13 protein-coding genes are annotated in these 18,197 nt (G+C 54.2%); 3 read left to right on the top strand and 10 right to left on the bottom strand.

The features are described 5' to 3' along the window. Positions 1-4: 4 nt before the first annotated feature. Genes napA through napF form a run of 3 tightly spaced genes read right to left on the bottom strand, consistent with a single transcriptional unit; the run spans position 5 to position 3,232 of the window. Entirely contained in the window at positions 5-2,491 is a 2,487-nt protein-coding gene (napA, locus tag GBC03_13295) for a nitrate reductase catalytic subunit NapA (GenBank protein ID QFS71114.1), read from the bottom strand. After that, positions 2,488-2,751 (bottom strand): chaperone NapD, encoded by a 264-nt coding sequence (gene napD / locus GBC03_13290; protein QFS71113.1) that lies wholly within the window; start codon positions 2,749-2,751, stop codon positions 2,488-2,490. The genes napA and napD overlap by 4 nt, the downstream gene beginning before the upstream one ends. Further along, positions 2,741-3,232 (bottom strand): ferredoxin-type protein NapF, encoded by a 492-nt coding sequence (napF, locus tag GBC03_13285; protein QFS71112.1) that lies wholly within the window; start codon positions 3,230-3,232, stop codon positions 2,741-2,743. The genes napD and napF overlap by 11 nt, the downstream gene beginning before the upstream one ends. Before the next feature lie 410 nt (positions 3,233-3,642). On the opposite strand from napF, the gene eco reads away from it, so the two are divergent. Continuing rightward, positions 3,643-4,140 carry a serine protease inhibitor ecotin gene (gene eco / locus GBC03_13280; protein ID QFS73992.1) on the top strand — a complete coding sequence of 166 codons (498 nt, stop codon included), beginning with the start codon at positions 3,643-3,645 and terminating at the stop codon, positions 4,138-4,140. Between the two features lie 94 nt (positions 4,141-4,234). On the opposite strand, the gene mqo is transcribed toward eco, so the two are convergent. Next, entirely contained in the window at positions 4,235-5,890 is a 1,656-nt protein-coding gene (mqo, locus tag GBC03_13275) for a malate dehydrogenase (quinone) (protein QFS71111.1), read from the bottom strand. A 277-nt stretch (positions 5,891-6,167) separates the two neighbouring features. Here mqo and GBC03_13270 point away from each other — a divergent pair, with 277 nt between their 5' ends. Beyond that, on the top strand, positions 6,168-7,415 hold the full coding sequence (locus GBC03_13270; protein ID QFS71110.1) for a SulP family inorganic anion transporter: 1,248 nt from the start codon (positions 6,168-6,170) through the stop codon (positions 7,413-7,415). On the opposite strand, the gene mgtE is transcribed toward GBC03_13270, so the two are convergent. From mgtE to ompC, 6 genes are all read right to left on the bottom strand, one after another. Then, complete coding sequence (mgtE, locus tag GBC03_13265) at positions 7,378-8,814, bottom strand: magnesium transporter (protein ID QFS71109.1); 1,437 nt, start codon at positions 8,812-8,814, stop codon at positions 7,378-7,380. The two genes, GBC03_13270 and mgtE, sit on opposite strands and share 38 nt — an antisense overlap. A 140-nt stretch (positions 8,815-8,954) precedes the next feature. Further along, entirely contained in the window at positions 8,955-10,598 is a 1,644-nt protein-coding gene (locus GBC03_13260) for a multidrug ABC transporter permease/ATP-binding protein (protein QFS71108.1), read from the bottom strand. A gap of 75 nt (positions 10,599-10,673) precedes the next feature. After that, a complete protein-coding gene (gene alkB, locus GBC03_13255) occupies positions 10,674-11,324 on the bottom strand; it encodes a DNA oxidative demethylase AlkB (GenBank protein ID QFS71107.1) in 651 nt (216 codons plus the stop codon). Further along, a complete protein-coding gene (gene ada, locus GBC03_13250; GenBank protein QFS71106.1) occupies positions 11,324-12,388 on the bottom strand; it encodes a bifunctional DNA-binding transcriptional regulator/O6-methylguanine-DNA methyltransferase Ada in 1,065 nt (354 codons plus the stop codon). The genes alkB and ada overlap by 1 nt, the downstream gene beginning before the upstream one ends. Before the next feature lie 83 nt (positions 12,389-12,471). Further along, positions 12,472-13,527 (bottom strand): FAD:protein FMN transferase ApbE, encoded by a 1,056-nt coding sequence (gene apbE / locus GBC03_13245; protein ID QFS71105.1) that lies wholly within the window; start codon positions 13,525-13,527, stop codon positions 12,472-12,474. 115 nt (positions 13,528-13,642) lie between these two features. Beyond that, a complete protein-coding gene (ompC, locus tag GBC03_13240) occupies positions 13,643-14,773 on the bottom strand; it encodes a porin OmpC (protein ID QFS71104.1) in 1,131 nt (376 codons plus the stop codon). Positions 14,774-15,513: 740 nt separating this feature from the next. Between ompC and rcsD the strand changes: the two genes are divergently transcribed. Further along, on the top strand, positions 15,514-18,183 hold the full coding sequence (rcsD, locus tag GBC03_13235; GenBank protein QFS71103.1) for a phosphotransferase RcsD: 2,670 nt from the start codon (positions 15,514-15,516) through the stop codon (positions 18,181-18,183). Positions 18,184-18,197: the final 14 nt, after the last annotated feature.

The following is an 18,197-nucleotide window of genomic DNA, read 5'->3' as shown; positions in this document are numbered from 1 at the left end:
CGTGTTACACCTTCGCCAGTTTCACAGCGCACTTCTTGAAATCCGTCTCTTTAGAGAGCGGATCTGTCGCATCCAGCGTCAGGTTATTCACCAACTGTGCGGCATCGAAGAACGCCATGTATACCAGCCCCTGCGGCGGACGGTTACGTCCACGGGTTTCAACAATGGAAACCACCTCGCCACGACGTGAAACCACTTTGACTTTATCGCCACGGCGCAGGTCCCGTTTTTTCGCATCCAGCGGATGAATAAACAGAACCCCTTCCGGGAAGGCCCGGTGCAGTTCAGGCACGCGGCGCGTCATACTGCCGGTGTGCCAGTGCTCCAGCACACGTCCCGTGGAAAGCCACAGGTCGTACTCTGCATCCGGGACTTCAGCGGCAGGTTCAAACGGCAGCGCGAAAATCACCGCTTTACCGTCTGGCTTACCGTAGAACTTGTAGCCTTCGCCCGCTTTGACGTACGGATCGTTACCTTCGCTGTAGCGCCACTGCGTCTCTTTCCCGTCAACGACTGGCCAGCGCAGACCGCGCGCCTTGTGGTAGTCATCGAACGGTGCGAGATCGTGACCGTGTCCGCGACCAAACCAGGCGTACTCTTCAAACAATCCTTTTTGCAGGTAGAAGCCCAGATCGCGGGATTCATCGTTCAACTGATCCTCTTTCAACTCCGTCAGCGGGAACTTGCTCACCGCAGGCGTGGCAAACAGTACGTCATACAGCGTTTTACCGCGCAGTTCCGGTTTCTGTGCCAGCAGCTCTTCAGGCCAGACCTCTTCCGTTTTGAAACGACGTGAGAACTGAACCAGTTGCCACAGGTCAGATTTTGATTCACCCGGTGCTTTAATCTGCTGGCGCCAGAACTGGGTACGGCGCTCGGCGTTACCGTAAGCCCCTTCCTTCTCCACCCACATCGCGGTTGGCAGGATCAGATCCGCTGCCAGCGCGCTGACGGTCGGGTACGGATCGGAGACAATGATAAAGTTGCGCGGATCGCGCCAGCCCGGCAGACGATCTTCATTGATGTTCGGACCCGCCTGCATATTGTTGGTACACATCGTCCAGTAGACGTTCAGCTTGCCGTCTTTCAGTGCCCGGTCCTGGGCAACCGCGTGAAGACCGATTTTCGCCGGAATAGTCCCAGCCGGGATATTCCAGTGTTTTTCGCAGATCTCACGGTGTTTTTCGTTGGTGACCACCATGTCCGCTGGCAGACGGTGAGCAAAGGTGCCCACTTCACGCGCAGTACCACAGGCAGAAGGCTGTCCGGTCAAAGAGAACGGCCCACAGCCCGGTTGCGCAATTTTGCCGGTCAGCAGGTGGATGTTGTAGATCAGGTTGTTGGCCCACACGCCGCGCGTATGCTGGTTGAAGCCCATTGTCCAGTAGGAGATGACCTTCTTGTTCGGGTCGGCATACAGCTTCGCCAGTTGTTCCAGTTGATCTTTTGGCACGCTGGTCATTTCAGCGGTTTTTTCCAGCGTGTACTCGGCAACAAACGCTTTGTAATCTTCAAAGCTCATCGGCTCGGAGGCGTCAGAACCTGGGTTTTTCGCTGCTTTTTCCAGCGGATGGGTCGGACGCAGGCCATAGCCGATATCCGTTGCCCCTTTGCGGACGTTAACGTGCTTGCTGAAGAAGTCCTGGTTAATCGCGTTATTCTGAATGATGTAGTTGGCGATGTAGTTGAGGATCACCAGGTCAGACTGCGGCGTAAAGACCATCCCGTTGTCCGCCAGCTCAAAGCTACGGTGCTGGAAAGTGGACAGCACGGAAACGTTAACATTCGGATCGGAGAGACGACGGTTGGTGATGCGCGACCAGAGGATCGGGTGCATTTCCGCCATATTGGCACCCCACAGAACAAACGCATCGGTATGCTCGATATCGTCGTAGCAGCCCATCGGTTCGTCCATACCAAAGGTTCGCATGAAGCCGACTACCGCTGATGCCATGCAGTGACGTGCGTTTGGGTCGAGGTTGTTCGAGCGGAAACCGGCTTTAAACAGTTTGGAGGCGGCATAACCTTCCCAGATGGTCCACTGGCCGGAACCAAACATGCCGACAGACTCCGGGCCTTTCTCTTTCAGTGAGGTTTTGAATTTCTCTTCCATCACGTCGAAAGCCTGCTCCCAACCGATCGGCGTAAATTCACCGTCTTTGCTGTACTTACCGTCTTTCATACGCAGCAGCGGCTGCGTTAAACGGTCCTCTCCGTACATAATTTTGGGCAGGAAATAGCCCTTGATGCAGTTCAGACCACGGTTAACCGGGGCTTCCGGGTCGCCCTGACAGGCGACAATACGCCCCTGTTGCGTCCCGACCAGTACGCCACAGCCTGTGCCACAAAAACGGCACGGGGCTTTATCCCACTTGATGGCTTCCTGTTGACCGACAACTGCACGGGCAACGCCCGGCACGCTTAGCCCGGCAGCCGCCGCAGCGGCCGCAACGGCGTTAGCTTTCATAAAGCTACGACGACTGAGTTTCATGGTGTTTCCTCACCTTGTTCTTCCTGCTGGTGATAAACCAGCGACACCGCCAGTACGCCCGCAACGTTGCGTACCGACTCAATTGTTTGCATCAGCGTTTCGCTGTGTTCTGCTTCAACCACGGCAATCATCTGACCGCTTTGCGGGTCGCTTACCGCCACTTCGCAGCCCGGCAATGCGTTTAACTGCGTGCTGATATCCTGTACATGTTCGCCTTTGGCCTGAACAATCAGGCTGCAGACCTGCCAGTTAATGTGCATGGTTATACTCCGCGGTAATGGCTGACACCGGGCAACTGGCGACACACGCGCCGCATCCGTTACAGTTCTGGTTATTGAGTTGTGGTTGATAAATGCCGGACAGCGTTGGGCGAAACATAATCGCCTGCGGCTCACAACTATCCTGACAGCGGCGGCACTCTACGGACTGATACGCCAGACACGCTTGCCCAATGGTAAAAATCAGATCCCATGCCCTGGTGTGGCGCGGAGAAAAGAGAGATTCGGGGCAAGCCTGCGCGCAGGCGTAGCAGAAGGTGCATTCGCTTTGTTGGAAATTAACGTTTGGATAGCCACCCGGCCCACGCTGCAAAACATCGTGTTCACAAGCCTGAATACAGGCGTCGCAACGGGTACACTGGGACAGAAACTGAGAGGCTTCCATGCTCCACGGCGGACGGATCCCACGGTTAGCATTACGCCAACTGCCAGTCAGTATGCCTCGACGGGATAAATCAACCATGGCATCGCCCTTCCATAAACGACGCTCCCCCGGCTGGGTGAACGACAATAAAAACCGCGTTACTACTAAGTCATTATTATGATCGGTAAGATAGTAAAGGATGTGTTCCAGGTGCATACCCCAATTGGGGTAAAACCAGTGGTTGGATCAAAAGAGTGTTAATGAAGCTTGTCAGAATGTGCTTCTCCGCACATATCAAAGGGTTATGTAATTATTTATATATCGAAATAACTGTCAGGATAATTGCCCGGGCCAAATGGTCATTAACAGAATAAATAACCATACCTAAGACATCAACTCAGTTAATGCACTTAAAAAATACGTAAAGACAGATCAATAACTCTGGTGAATATGCTAACCTGCCGTGAAATCGTTCATAAGATAAAAAAGGAAAACCTGTGAACTCTAAAATGAAGACAATGGTCCCTGCCGTTTTGTTCGCTGCCTTCGCCAGCACCTCTGCATGGGCGGCATCCGCTGAGACTACCCCGCAACCGCTGGAAAAAATCGCCCCTTATCCGCAGGCGGAAAAAGGGATGAAGCGCCAGGTTATCCAGTTACCCCATCAGGAAGATGAATCTACTCTGAAAGTGGAACTGATGATCGGTCAGACGCTGGAGGTCGACTGCAACCAGCATCGTCTGGGCGGCGCACTGGAAAGCAAAACGCTGGAAGGTTGGGGTTATGACTACTACGTCTTTGACAAAGTCACCTCTCCGGTATCGACCATGATGGCCTGCCCGGACGGCAAAAAAGAGCAGAAGCTTGTCACCGCGTATCTGGGTGATAACGGGATGTTGCGTTACAACAGCAAGTTGCCGATCGTGGTGTATACCCCGGCAAATATCGATGTGAAATTCCGCATCTGGAAAGCGGAAGATAACGTGCAGAACGCGGTAACGCGATAAATAGCTAATGATGCCGGATAGCGACGTACCGCCTTATCCGGCCTACAAGAACGTGATGTAGGCCGGAAAAGCGCAGCGCCATCCGGCAATCGGGTTACAGTGCGATATCCGCGACGGCTTTACGCTCCGGCTGAGCCTGAGGTTTCAGTTGCGGTGTGGGCAGCGAGTCTGCCACCTGCTGCTTGTCATATTTCAGACCCAGCACCTCACTGGTATATTGCAGTTCCTGCTGCGTCGCCTCAACGTTGCCGTTCAGTTTTGTACCGTAAGACGGAATAATCGTTTTCAGCTTCGCCTGCCATTGCGGCGTGCTCACTTTATCTTTGAAGACCGTTTCCATCAGGTGGAGCATGATCGGTGCCGCAGTGGATGCGCCCGGTGACGCGCCCAGCAGCGCGGCAACGGTTCCTTCTTTGTCGCTCACCACTTCCGTTCCCAGACGCAGTACGCCCCCTTTGTCTTCATCACGCTTGATGATCTGTACGCGCTGACCCGCCTGCCACAAACGCCAGTCCGCTTTCTTCGCCTGCGGATAGTACGCTTTCAGCGCGTCAAAGCGGTCGTCATCACTCAGCATCACCTGGCTAATCAGGTATTTCACCAGATCGAAGTTATCCAGTCCCACATTGACCATCGGCATGAAGTTCGAAGGCGTGGTTGAACTCAGCAGATCCCACAGTGAACCGTTTTTCAGGAATTTAGTGGAGAAGGTAGCGAACGGCCCAAACAGCACCACGCGTTTACCGTCCAGAATACGGGTATCGATATGCGGAACCGACATCGGCGGCGCGCCCACGGAAGCCTGACCGTACACTTTCGCCAGATGACGATTCACAACGTCCGGGTTTTCCGCGACCAGGAACTGACCGCCGACCGGGAAGCCAGCATACTCTTTGGCTTCAGGAATACCGGTCTCCTGCAGCAGTTTCAGCGCTGCGCCACCTGCGCCGATAAAGACGAATTTGGCTTTGATGTTATGTTCCGCTTCGCCGTTTTTCAGATCGGCGACGGTCACCGTCCAGCTGTTATCGTCGTTACGTTTAAAACCGCGGACTTCAGTGCTTAACTCCAGCGTAAAGTTGGGCTTTTTCTGTAACGAGGCAATCAACTGGCGCGTGATTTCGCCGTAGTTCACATCCGTTCCCATTTCAGTTCGCGTGGCGGCGACCTTCTGTTTCGGATCGCGCCCTTCCATCACCAGCGGCGCCCACTCTTTGATTTGCGCGTGGTCTTCAGAGTAGCGCATGCCGCGGAACAGCGTGCTCTGTTGCAGCGCCGCATAACGGGCGCGCAGGAAGTTAACGTTCTCATCCCCCCAGACGAAGCTCATGTGCGGAACGGTGGTGATGAAGGCGCGAGGGTCGTGCAATACGCCGCTGTTGACCTGATGCGCCCAGAACTGACGGGAAATCTGGAAGGCTTCGTTAATTTCAACTGCCTTTTCGGTGCTGATACTCCCGTCGGCTTTCTTTGGCGTGTAGTTCAACTCCATCAGCGCGGAGTGCCCTGTACCGGCGTTGTTCCAGCCGTTTGAACTCTCTTGCGCGACACCGTCCAGGCGCTCCACCATGGTCATCGACCAGCCGGGTTCCAGTTCCTGTAAGTACGTTCCCAATGTAGCGCTCATGATGCCGCCGCCGATCAACAGTACGTCCGTCTCCTGCTCTTCCGTCGCTTTCGCTTTTGCCGCCATCGAGACAGCATTCAGCCCTACGGCCATCGAGAAGAGCATGGCAGTCACTTTTTTCATATGGTTAATGCCTTACTTTTAGTATCGTTTTTTTGCTTTTTGCAGGTGAAAATCGAGCGGCATCAACGTTAACATTTCAGTAAAAATATTTAAATATTGTTTATAAATTATATTTAAATTTTATAAAAGTTAAAAATACGTTGAATCTTTATGGGGTTATTCGCAATATTTTCTGGAAACAGACGCTCCAGAAAGGTACTATGCGGCGCTTTATTATTCACCGCACGGACGCCTGCTGGTCTACTGTTATCAGGCCCCTTCCGACCTGAGAGTAAATATGTCTGTAACCCCTTCGTCTCCTGCTCTGGCTGAGGAACACACCGTCAGTGGCGTCCTTCGCGCCCCACGTCTGCTGATACGCGAAACGCTGGCGGGAGTCATTACCGCGCTGGCGCTGATCCCTGAAGTGATTTCCTTTTCGGTGATTGCTGGCGTTGACCCGAAAGTCAGTCTGATCGCCTCGGTGGTCCTCTGTCTTGCCATGTCTTTCATGGGCGGTCGCCCCGCGATGGTCACAGCGGCCGCCGGTTCCGTTGCGCTGGTGATTGGTCCGATGGTGCATCAGCATGGCGTACAGTACATCCTGCCGGCGGTGGTGCTGGCCGGACTCATTCAGATTCTGTTTGGCGTCACCGGGATGGCGCGGCTGATGCGTTTTATTCCCACCGCCGTCATGACCGGTTTTGTGAACGCCCTCGGTATTCTGATTTTCTTCGCCCAGGTTCCCCATTTCTGGAGCACAAGCCCACTCATCTGGGGGCTATTTACCTTAACGCTGCTGATTGTGCTGTGGGTGCCGCGGGTGATTAAAAGCATTCCTGCGCCGCTGATTGCCATTGTCTTGCTGACGCTGTTTACCGCAACCACCGGGCAATTGCTGCCAACCGTCGGCGATGAAGGTTCAATGCGTGGTGGCCTACCGGCACTGACGCAACTGTTGGTACCGCTGAATCTGCACACGCTGGCGATTATCTGGCCCTGCGCACTGAGTATCGCCTTCGTGGGCCTGATGGAGTCGCTGTTGACGGCGAAACTGGTTGATGACCTGACGGTCACGCCGTCAAATAAAAATCGTGAAAGCACGGGTCTGGGATTGGCCAACATTCTGGCGGGTTTTTACGGCGGCATTGCCGGCTGCGCGATGATCGGGCAGACCATCGTTAACGTGGAGATGGGGAAAGGCCGCAGCCGCGTGTCGACAATCGCCGCCGGGCTGGTTTTACTGCTGCTGGTGACCGCGCTGAGCGACGTGATGGCGAAAATCCCGATGTCGGTTCTGGCCGGGATCATGGTGATTGTGGCGGTGAAAACGTTCAGTTGGCACAGCATCCAGCCCACTACCCTGACGACACTGCCCGTGGTGGAAACGCTGGTGATGGTCATTACCGTTGGCGCAACGGTCTCCACTGGCAACCTGGCGATTGGCGTGGTTGCCGGAGTGGTGGCTATGGGATTACTGCCCCGCATCGTAACGCGCAAACGACGCGCTACATCAGAAACAGCGTCGCCAGCCCAAGAAAAATAAAGAACCCGCCGGTATCAGTAATCGCGGTGATCATTACGCTCGAACCGACCGCCGGGTCGCGCCCGAGCTTCACCATCGTCATCGGGATGATCACCCCCATTAGCGCCGCCATTAACAGATTCAGCATCATTGCCAGGGTCATCACCCCGCCGAGCGCCATGTCGTCGTACAGCCACCAGGTGATCCCACCCATGATCCCGCCCCAGACAAGGCCATTCACCAACGCCACGCCCATCTCGCGCAGAATAAGAAACGTCAGGTTACCCGGCTGAATGTTTTGTAACGCCAGCGCCCGGACAATCATGGTGATGGTCTGATTACCGGTATTCCCGCCGATCCCGGCGACAATGGGCATCAGCGACGCCAGCGCCACCAGCTGCGAAATGGTGTGCTCAAAGCCATCAATCACGCGAGAGGCGATGAACGCGGTACACAGGTTGATAGCCAGCCACGCCCAGCGCGTTTTCACCGCTTTAGGCACGGGCGCAAAAACGTCCTCTTCCGCGCTCAACCCGCCCATCCGACGTAGATCGGTGTCCGTTTCTTCATACACCACGTCGACTATCTCGTCGATCGTCAGGCGCCCCATCAGTTTGCCGGAAGGATCAACCACCGCGGCGCTGACCAGGTTGTCACGTTCGAAGGTACGCGCCGCGTTTTCCGCTTTGTCTTCCGGGGCGAAGGTCAGCGGATCGTCATCCATCACCTCGCTGACTTTGCGCTGCACGTCGTTGAGCAAAATACAGGTCAGGGTAAGCTCCCCGACCAGCGTTTTGTCGCGGCGGGTGACAAACAGTTTATCGGTGTTTTCCGGCATCTTGCCCAGACGACGCAGATAGCGCTGTACGACTTCCAGCGTCACGTCCGGGCGAACGGTAATGACCTCGAACTCCATAATCGCACCGACGCGATTCTTTTCGTAATGCATGACCTGGCGCACGCGGGCCCGTTCTTCGGGTGGCAGCGTCGCCAGTAACCGGCCAGTGAGGTTACGCGGCAGGTGTTGAACCAGGTAAATCTGTTCGTCGATGTCGAGGTATTGCAGCGCCTCAAGCAACTCCCGGTCGGTCATTTCGTCGATCAGGTCGTCCCAGACGTTTTCTGAGGCTTCGAGCAGCACGTAGCCGCGCTTTTCGCTTGCGATCAGCCGCCAGAGGGCGTGACGCTCTTCCGACGGGAGCGCTTCCAGAGTATCCGCGAGATCGGGCGGCGGAAGATGGTCGACCAGCGCGCCTACCTCAGCAATATCGTCGGATAACGTTCCGACATCATATTGCTCAGCCAGGGTGAGCTTGCCTAACAGGGTGGAAACGATGGCTTTGTCGGTGGTGAGCAGCCAGATCAGCCGCGCACGCTCTTCATCGCGCAGCCTTGCGCTGTTTTTGTGTTTTGCGAACATTAATCATAAATCCATGATATGAGATGCCATTAAGCATGGCGCGAGGTTATGTAAATAACAATAAACGGGGGCGTCAGATGGATAAAAAAAGAACCGCTGTCCCGAAAAGCGTTGCGCCATCGGGACAATGGTCAGATAGCTCAGGCCGTGCGCGCGACCGCATCGCGTGATGCAGCGTCACGCTCATCACCCACCAGTTCACTCACCTGTCCGTTGCGCATTTCCAGCAAACGGTCGGCATGAATAAAATAATGGTCGTCGTGGCTGATGGCAAAAATGGTTTTCCCCATCTCCTGCATTAACGGCAGCAGCACCTGGTAAAACTCGCGGCGGAAGTGCGGATCCTGATCGGCCGCCCACTCGTCGAGCAGAATAATGTCGCGATCTTCCGCCAGCGCCAGCAGCAGCGCCACGCGCTTTTTCTGCCCCTTCGACAGTTTCAGATTCAGGATCCGGCCATCGCTCAGTTCCAGCTTGTGCGCCATTTTCAGGTGCTCAAGCCACTTTTCAACCAGTGCAGGATCGGCCGGTTTACCTTCCGGTCCCAGCAGTTGGTCAAACAGCCAGACGTCGGTAAACACCGCCGAAAAGAGCTTACGATAATCTTCCGGCTTTTCGGCACTGACAGGCTTACCGTCCAGCAGGATCTCCCCGGACTGTGGCTGATATAGCCCCGTCAGCAGCATCGCCAACGTCGATTTACCGCTGCCGTTGCCGCCGATTAAAAACAGCAATTCACCGCGGTTAATCGTCAGATTCACCGGTCCTACGGAGAACGCGTTGTCCTGATAGTGGAACATGACGTTACGCAGTTCGAGGGTTTTCCATCCCGGGAAGGCCTGCGGGCGCGGGAACTCAGCCTTAAATGGCGCCAGCGCGAATTTGTTCAGCTTGTTGAAAGCGACCTGCGCCGTCAGCAGCGTGGGTAATGCCCCCACCGCCGACAGCAGCGGTGTACGCAGGAACAGTAGCGTTAACGAGTAGGTTGCCGCGACGTTGGTATCCGCCCAGCCGAGGCTGTTTGCCATCCAGAACACCAGACCAATCGCGCCGAGCATCATGATATTCGACCAGTTTACGGCACTGAGGTGGAAGGTATCGGCGCGAATAATATGGTGGCGATACGCTTTGGCATCCGGAATATAGAGGTGGGTGAAAATATGCTCCGCGCGCTCGCGGTTGAGCGTCAGCTCTTTGCGTCCTTCCAGCACCGTCTGATAATCGTTATACAGTTTATCCTCGGTTTCGCGCAGCGTCGCCATATGCCGATAAACCCGCGATACCAGCATAAAACCGCCCCAGATGGTAATGATCATCCAGATAGCCGTGACCAGCAGCATTTTGGTCGACAGCATCGCCAGATACGCCGCCGAGCCGACGGTCAGGATGATCCCCTGAACCAGTTCAGGCAGACGGACAAAGGCAATGGTGATGTTGCGCACGTCGCTGGTCAACCCGGCCAGCAGAGAGGCGCTGCCCAGTTGCTCAATACGTTCAACGTGCGTATCGAGAATACGTTTGATGAATTCACTGCGCAGACGGAAGACAAAGTGGTGTCCCAGCGTGGTGAGCGCCAGCTGTGAGCCCAGCGTCACCGCCATCAACAGCAACAGCAATCCCAGAAATTCCGGTAAAACCAGCAGAGAGGGATCTGCGGTCTCAATAAGACGCTGGTTGATAAAAGCGATAAGACCAATCCCCAGCGCCGCGCTGACGAGGCTGAGCGCCATCACGCTAATAAATGGCCAGCGATACTGCCGCCAGACAAGAAGAAGTAGTTCCATTCATACAACCCGGACAAGGAATAACAGCCCGCAGTTTAAACGTCTCAACGCGTTCAGCAATAATAATTCTTATTTTTATTCTTTTTTACCCGCCTGGCGAAAAGTCAGATTGTAACGACAATCGGCGGTCATCGGATGGAACCCGGCCTTCAACGGCTGAATCCCGTGGTAAAACAGACGTGATTCTCCTCCCCAGACCACCACGTCACCGTGTTCCAGCAGAATGCGCGTCAGCGGATCGCTACGTTTCAGACCGCCAAACTGAAAGACAGCCGGTAAGCCCAGCGAGACAGAGACGATTGGCGCGCGCAGATCCGGCTCGTCTTTATCCTGATGCAAGGAAAGCTTTGCGCCAGGCACATAGCGGTTGATCAGGCAGGCGTCCGGCTGATAATCCGCATAGCCCGCCGCCGTCGCCGCCTGCTGACTCAGACGCAGGAAGGACGGTGGGAAGTCGGGCCAGGCGAGTCCCGTCAACGGATCGACAGGCGAATAGAGGTAGCCGCGGCTGTCGGTCGTCCAGCCCAGCCGCCCACAGTTGGTCATCGCCACCGACATCGTGTAGCCGCCGGGGGTGATCATCTGGCGAAACGGCGAGCAGTGGGCGACCGTCTCAATCTCCTGTACCAGTTGCGGCGCCGCGCGGAAGGCAAAGCGGCGCAAAATGACAGCGCCGGGTGCCAGCGGTTCCTGCCAGGGCTGCGAATCGGCAAACAGATCGAGCATTATGCTCCCTCATCAGGCGATTCACGCCGCAGGATCTGCGCCTTGCGCGACACGCCCCAGCGATAACCGGAAAGCGAACCATCACCCCGGACAACGCGGTGACAGGGGATCACGATCGCCAGTTTGTTCGCGCCACAGGCGCTGGCGACCGCACGAACCGCTTTCGGCTTGCCGATCGCTTTTGCCAGTTGCTGATAGCTGACGGTCGCCCCGTAAGGAATCGTGCGCAGCGCCTGCCAGACCTGCTGCTGAAACGCGGTGCCCTGAATATCCAGCGGCAACGTCAGCGCCGCGTCGCGCCCGTCAATACTGGCAATAACGCGGTGGATGCGCTGCTGAAAATGGGCGTCGGCAGGGTGACCCTGAGCGGCCGGGAACAAGGTCCGCAGTTCAGCAATCAGCGCCACATCGTCATCCCCTAACAAAATGGCGCAAATCCCCCGCTCGCTCTCCGCCACCAGACAGCGTCCAAGTGAGCAATCGGCCAGCGCATAGCGCACGGCCAGTTTGTCACCGCCACGGCGGAACTGTTTTGCCGTCATCCCAAGCGCCGCATCGGCGTTACGATAGTAGCTGCTGCTGTCTGGAAAACCGGCATTCAGAATCGCCTGGGTCACGCTTTCGCCGTGACTCAGGGCGTCGCGCAGGCGGCGGGCGCGATACGATTGCTGCCAGGCTTTTGGCGTCATCCCGGTTGTGGCTTTGAACAAGCGATGCAGATGATACGGGCTCATCGCCACCTTCTCAGCCAGAACATTGAGCGTTATTGGGCTCTCCTGCTCCAGAAGCTGACAGGCATGCGTGATTTTATCCAGCCGGTGCTGCTGGGCGTTGGCTTTATCCGGCTGACAGCGTTTACACGGGCGAAACCCAGCCATCAGCGCGGCCTGCGCGTCGGGAAAGAAGCGGACATTTTTACGCAGCGCATGTTTTGCCGTACACGATGGTCGACAAAAGATCCCGGTCGTTTGCACGGCAAAAACAAACTGACCGTCAGCGTCAGAATCGCGTTCTAACACCGACTGCCAGCGCTGATCGTCATTTACGCGTTGATAATTTTTCATTCTGGACTCCTTCGTTAAGCATAGTGCCTGCTTAGCTGCAGTGTGTCCGAAACCCGTCACTCGAAAACCCGCAATCTTGCTTTTTAATTTTGTTCACGGATGAGGAAGCTTTCAAATTGTGGCGACATCCAGGTTTTGAATCCCTCCCCCTCTTTGATGATCATATACACCGCCAATCCTTCCTGGCGTACGACCTCTTTGGCTTTCTCCGTGCCGAGCACCATCAGCCCGGTATCCCAGCCATCCGCCTCCAGCGCCGTTGGCGCAATCACCGTCACCGACACCAGATTGTGCTCAATGGGACGACCCGTTTGCGGATCGATAACATGGGTGAGGCGTTTGCCGTTCAGCTCGTAATAGTTGCGGTAACTGCCGGAGGTACTGATGCCGTGCCCGTTAATATCCACCACCGCCTGAACCGCATTCTCGCGATCGGTGGGTTTCTGGATCGCCACCCGCCACGGATGCCCTTCGGCGTTCATCCCACGACTGTTCAGCGCCCCGCCGACAGAGACCAGATAGCGGGCAATACCTTCCCGCTCCATCAACTGTGCCAGGTGATCGGCAGCGTAACCTTCACCGACGGTGGAGAGATCGACAAACAAATCCGGCAGATCTTTTTGCAGATACTGTTGTTTCGCCTGGTTGATCACCGTCAGGTGCTGCAACCCGCTGTTGGCTTTTGCCGCATCAATTTGCGCCTGCGTCGGGATCTGGACCGGCTGCTTGTCGGGACCAAATCCCCACAAATTCACCAATGGCCCGACGGTGATGTCCATCGCGCCCTGCGTTTTTTGCCCAATACGCAGCGCTGAGGTCACAATATCCGCCATCGCTTCGCTGACAGGCCAGGGAGAAAGGCTTTTCGACAGGTTGAAGCGCATCAGCGCCGAATCATTTTTATAGGTTGAGAGCAACTGGTCGTCGGCATCCAGTTGCGTCTGAATTTTCGTTTGTAGCGCCGCTGACGCGTTAGCATCAATACCGACCACACTCACGCGCCAGAAGGTGCCCATCGTTTTCCCTTCCAGCACTACCGGAGCCGTCGCTGGCGTTTGCGCCGCGTCCGGCGCGTTATCGCACCCGGTAAAAAAGACGGTCATCGCCAGTAAGGCCACGCGAGCAATGTTCATTTCCATACGTGATTGTTCTCCTGCAAAAGAGGCGCAAGAGTACACCAAAAACCGCCGATTGTGCGTCGTAGAACCGCACAAAAAAAGGCCCCGCAGGGCCTTTTATCGACATTAAGCAAACTTAGAACTGGTAAACCAGGCCCAGTGCAACGATGTCGTCGGTGCTGATACCGGCATCACGAGTGAAGCTGTTGTCATCCAGCAGGTTGATTTTGTAATCAACGTAGGTGGACATGTTTTTGTTGAAGTAATAGGTTGCGCCAACATCAACATATTTCAGCAGATCTTCATCGTCGTAGTTACGACCGTTGAGAGTCCCCAGGTTTTTACCTTTGGACTGCAGGTAAGCAACGGACGGACGCAGACCGAAGTCGAACTGGTACTGAGCAACCACTTCGAAGTTCTGCGCTTTGTTTGCCCACCCTTCGCCGCCTACGCGCGTTGCGTTGTAGGTCTGGGTGTACTGTGCTGCCAGATAAACGTTGTTAGCGTCGTATTTCAGGCCGCCGGTGTAGGTTTCAGCGCGATCGCCGTTACCAAGATAAATCGCTTTGTTCTGCTCATCAGTACGTTTGGAGCTGCTCACTGCTGCACCCAGACCGAAGCCTTCACCGATGTCATAAGTCACGGAACCGCCGACACCGTCGCCGTTCTGACGCAGCGCTCCACGACCGTTGTTAGTCACGCCAGTGTAAGCTAAGTCATCAGCACCTTCGCCTGACGGGCTGCCGTTTTTACCCTGATACTGCAGGGCAAAGTTCAGGCCATCAACCAGACCGAAGAAATCAGCGTTACGGTAAGTCGCAAAGCCGTTACCACGCTGCTGCATGAAGTTGTCAGAACCGTAGGTGTCGCCACCGAATTCTGGCAGAACGTCGGTCCAGGACGTAACGTCATACACAACGCCGTAGTTACGACCGTAGTCGAAAGAACCCGCGTCGCCGAATTTCAGACCCGCAAATGCGACACGAGTCCAGGAGTTGTTTTCGGATTCAGGTGCGTTACCCTGGATCTGATACTCCCACTGGCCGTAACCGGTGATCTGATCGTTAACCTGAGTTTCGCCTTTGAAGCCGATACGCATATAGGTCTGATCGCCATCAAGACTCTTGTCATCGGAGAAATAATGCAGACCGTCGACTTTACCGAACAGGTCTAATTTGTTGCCGTCTTTGTTGTAAATTTCAGCCGCATTTGCTGCGCCTGCTACCAGCAGTGCTGGTACCAGGAGGGACAGTACTTTAACTTTCATGTTATTAACCCTCTGTTATATGCCTTTATTTGCTTTTTTATGCCACTGCATACTGATTAACCCTCATTAACCAGTCGGCAAGTTCATTCTCCTCAAAATTGCAGAATAATCCAACACGAATATGATACTAAAACTTTTAAGATGTTTCATTTATCCACATAGGTGTTTCAAAATGTAAATATGAGGGAACTTTTTTTTTGCTTCAAAAAGACAAAAAATAAGCACAATCACTCAAGAAATATAAAAATAACAACAAAAACAAGAGGTTACTAAAATAAATTTCATAGCACTGAATGACAAAACAAAATCGTCGCGCATCACTAAAATATCTCTCGCTATCATCATTAACTTTATTTATTACCGTCATTCATTTCTGAATGTCTGTTTACCCCTATTTCAACCGGATGCGATGCGTCCGGTTTTTTTTTACCCTTCTTTACACTTATTTTCTCTTTATGTGCTACCGCACAAAAATAATAACAACTATTAACTATTTACCTTCATTCAGTCACTGACTGATATCAGAAACCGATTTCTTGTTATTTCGTGCTATTTGTCATCACGCGTCGGGTCATATTTGTACGTAGCTTGCGGGGCTGTACACTTTTACGTCATCTAACCGATGAATTCTTTTTGGCAAAAAATGCAGAACATCAATGAGTAGAGAATGTGGAAATTCACACCGTACCCTTTATACTGCCCTTTCACCTTCGGCGTTGTTTTACAGGTCATAACCACGAATGAGTCAGTCTGATACAACGGCTACGTCCCGATTCTCCCTCCTGCCGGGAAGCATTACCCGTTTCTTTTTATTGCTGATCATTGTGTTGCTGGTAACGATGGGCGTGATGGTGCAAAGCGCGGTTAACGCATGGCTAAAAGATAAGAGCTATCAAATCGTCGATATCACACATGCTATCCATAAGCGTGTCGATACCTGGCGTTACGCGACCTGGCAAATCTATGACAACATCGCGGCGACCACGAATCCATCGAGCAGCGAAGGATTGCAGGAAACGCGCCTGAAACAGGACGTTTACTATCTCGAAAAACCGCGTCGTAAAACCGAAGCGCTGATCTTTGGCTCGCATGACAGTTCAACGCTGGAAATGACACAGCGCATCTCGACCTACCTCGACACGCTGTGGGGTGCCGAAACGGTGCCGTGGTCCATGTATTATCTCAACGGGCAGGACAACAGTCTGACCCTCATCTCGACGCTGCCGTTGAAAGACCTCTCTTCGGGATTTAAAGAGTCAACCATTGGCAGCATTGTCGACTCACGCCGGGCCGAGATGCTTCAGCAGGCCAATGCGCTGGACGAGCGGGAAAGCTTTTCATCGCTGCGTCGTCTGGCCTGGCAAAACGGCCACTACTTTACCCTGCGGACCACCTTTAACCAGCCGGGGCATCTGGCGACCGTTGTCGCATTTGATCTGCCCATCAATGACTTAATTCCCCCCGGCATGCCGCTGGACAGCTTCCGCCTTGAGCCTGACACCACCCCAGTCAGCACACGCAACGCGGATAAAGAATCACCAGACAGCGTAAGCATCAGCTTTAACAGTTCGAAAATTGAAATCTCTTCGGCGCTGAACTCGACGGGAATGCGACTGGTCTGGCAGGTGCCGTTCGGTACGCTGTTGCTCGATACGCTGCAAAACATCCTGTTACCGCTGTTGCTGAATATTGGCCTGCTGGCCCTCGCGCTGTTTGGCTATACCACCTTTCGTAACCAGCCGGGACGCACAACCGAAGTCGCGCCGAATACCGCGGCCAATAATGAGCTACGTATTCTGCGTGCGATTAATGAAGAAATTGTCTCCCTGCTGCCGCTGGGTCTGCTGGTGCATGACCAGGAGGCGAACCGCACGGTGATGAGTAACAAAATTGCCGACCATCTGTTGCCGCATCTGAATCTGCAAAACATCACCAGTATGGCGGAACAGCATCAGGGCGTGATCCAGGCAACCGTCAATAATGAGCTGTATGAGATACGCCTGTTCCGCAGCCAGGTCGCTCCGCGCACCCAGATCTTTATTATCCGTGACCAGGATCGTGAAGTGCTGGTGAACAAAAAGCTCAAACAGGCACAGCGGTTGTACGAAAAAAATCAGCAGGGCCGCACCGCCTTTATGCAAAACATCAGCGAGGCGTTAAAAGACCCGGTCAAAAAGCTGGCGGCGGAGGTCGCGCAGGTGCAAACGTCTGATGCACAGCAACTGGCGAATCATGCCGATGTATTGATCCGCATGATCGATGAAATTCAACTGGCGAACATGCTGGAAAGCGACGCCTGGAAGAGCGAGCCGACCCTCTTCTCGGTTCAGGCGCTGATTGACGAAGTCGTACCGGAAGTGCTGCCGGCCATGAAGCGCAAAGGGCTGCAACTGCTCATCAACAACCATCTGAAGGCCAACGACGAGCGGCGTGGCGATCGCGATGCGCTGCGACGGATCTTACTGTTGTTGATGCAGTACGCGGTGACGACCACCCAGATTGGTAAAATCACGCTTGAGGTAAGTCAGGATGAGTCGGTGGCGGAGCGCCTGACTTTCCGCATTCTGGATACCGGTGAAGGCGTGACGTTAAGCGAAATCGACAACCTACATTTCCCGTTCATCAGCGAGACGCAGAAAGATCGTTACGGCAAAGCCAATCCGCTGGCCTTCTGGCTATGCGATCAGTTGGCACGTAAACTCGGCGGGCATTTGAACATAAAAGCGCGAGATGCGCTGGGTACACGCTATACAGTCCATGTTAAAATGACTCCGCTCGACCAGCATAGAGAAGACGAAGAGCGTCTGCTGGATGATGTCAGCGTCATGATCGACGTGACCTCTAACGAGGTTCGCAACATTGTGCTTCGTCAGTTGGAAAACTGGGGGGCGACCTGCATCACCCCGGATGAGAGACTCATAAGTCAAGAATATGATCTCTTTTTAACTGATAATCCGTCTAATCTTACTGCCTCCGGCTTGCTTTTAAGCGATGATGAGTCAGGCGTGCGGAAAATAGGCCCTGGCCAGCTTCGCGTCAACTTTAATATGAGCAACGCTATGCAGGAAGCTGTACTACAACTAATTGAAGAGCAACTGGCGCAGGAAGCGATCCCGGAATCCCCTCTGGGAGGTGATGAAAACGCCGAACTTCATGCCAGCGGTTATTACGCACTATTTGTAGACACAGTACCGGATGATGTTAAGAGGTTGTATACTGAGGCAGCAATCAGCGATTTTGCTGCGCTAGCCCAAACGGCTCACCGCCTGAAAGGCGTGTTTGCCATGCTAAATCTGGTACCCGGCAAGCAGTTATGTGAAACGCTGGAACATCTGATTCGCGAGAAAGATGCTCCAGGAATAGAAAAATACATCAGCGACATTGACGCCTACGTCAAGAGCTTGCTGTAGCAAGGTAGCCTTTA

This window comes from Citrobacter telavivensis (assembly GCA_009363175.1).
Lineage (GTDB): Bacteria > Pseudomonadota > Gammaproteobacteria > Enterobacterales > Enterobacteriaceae > Citrobacter_A > Citrobacter_A telavivensis.
Note: the sequence above shows the minus strand (reverse complement) of the source record. Positions and strands in the feature narration are given on the sequence as shown.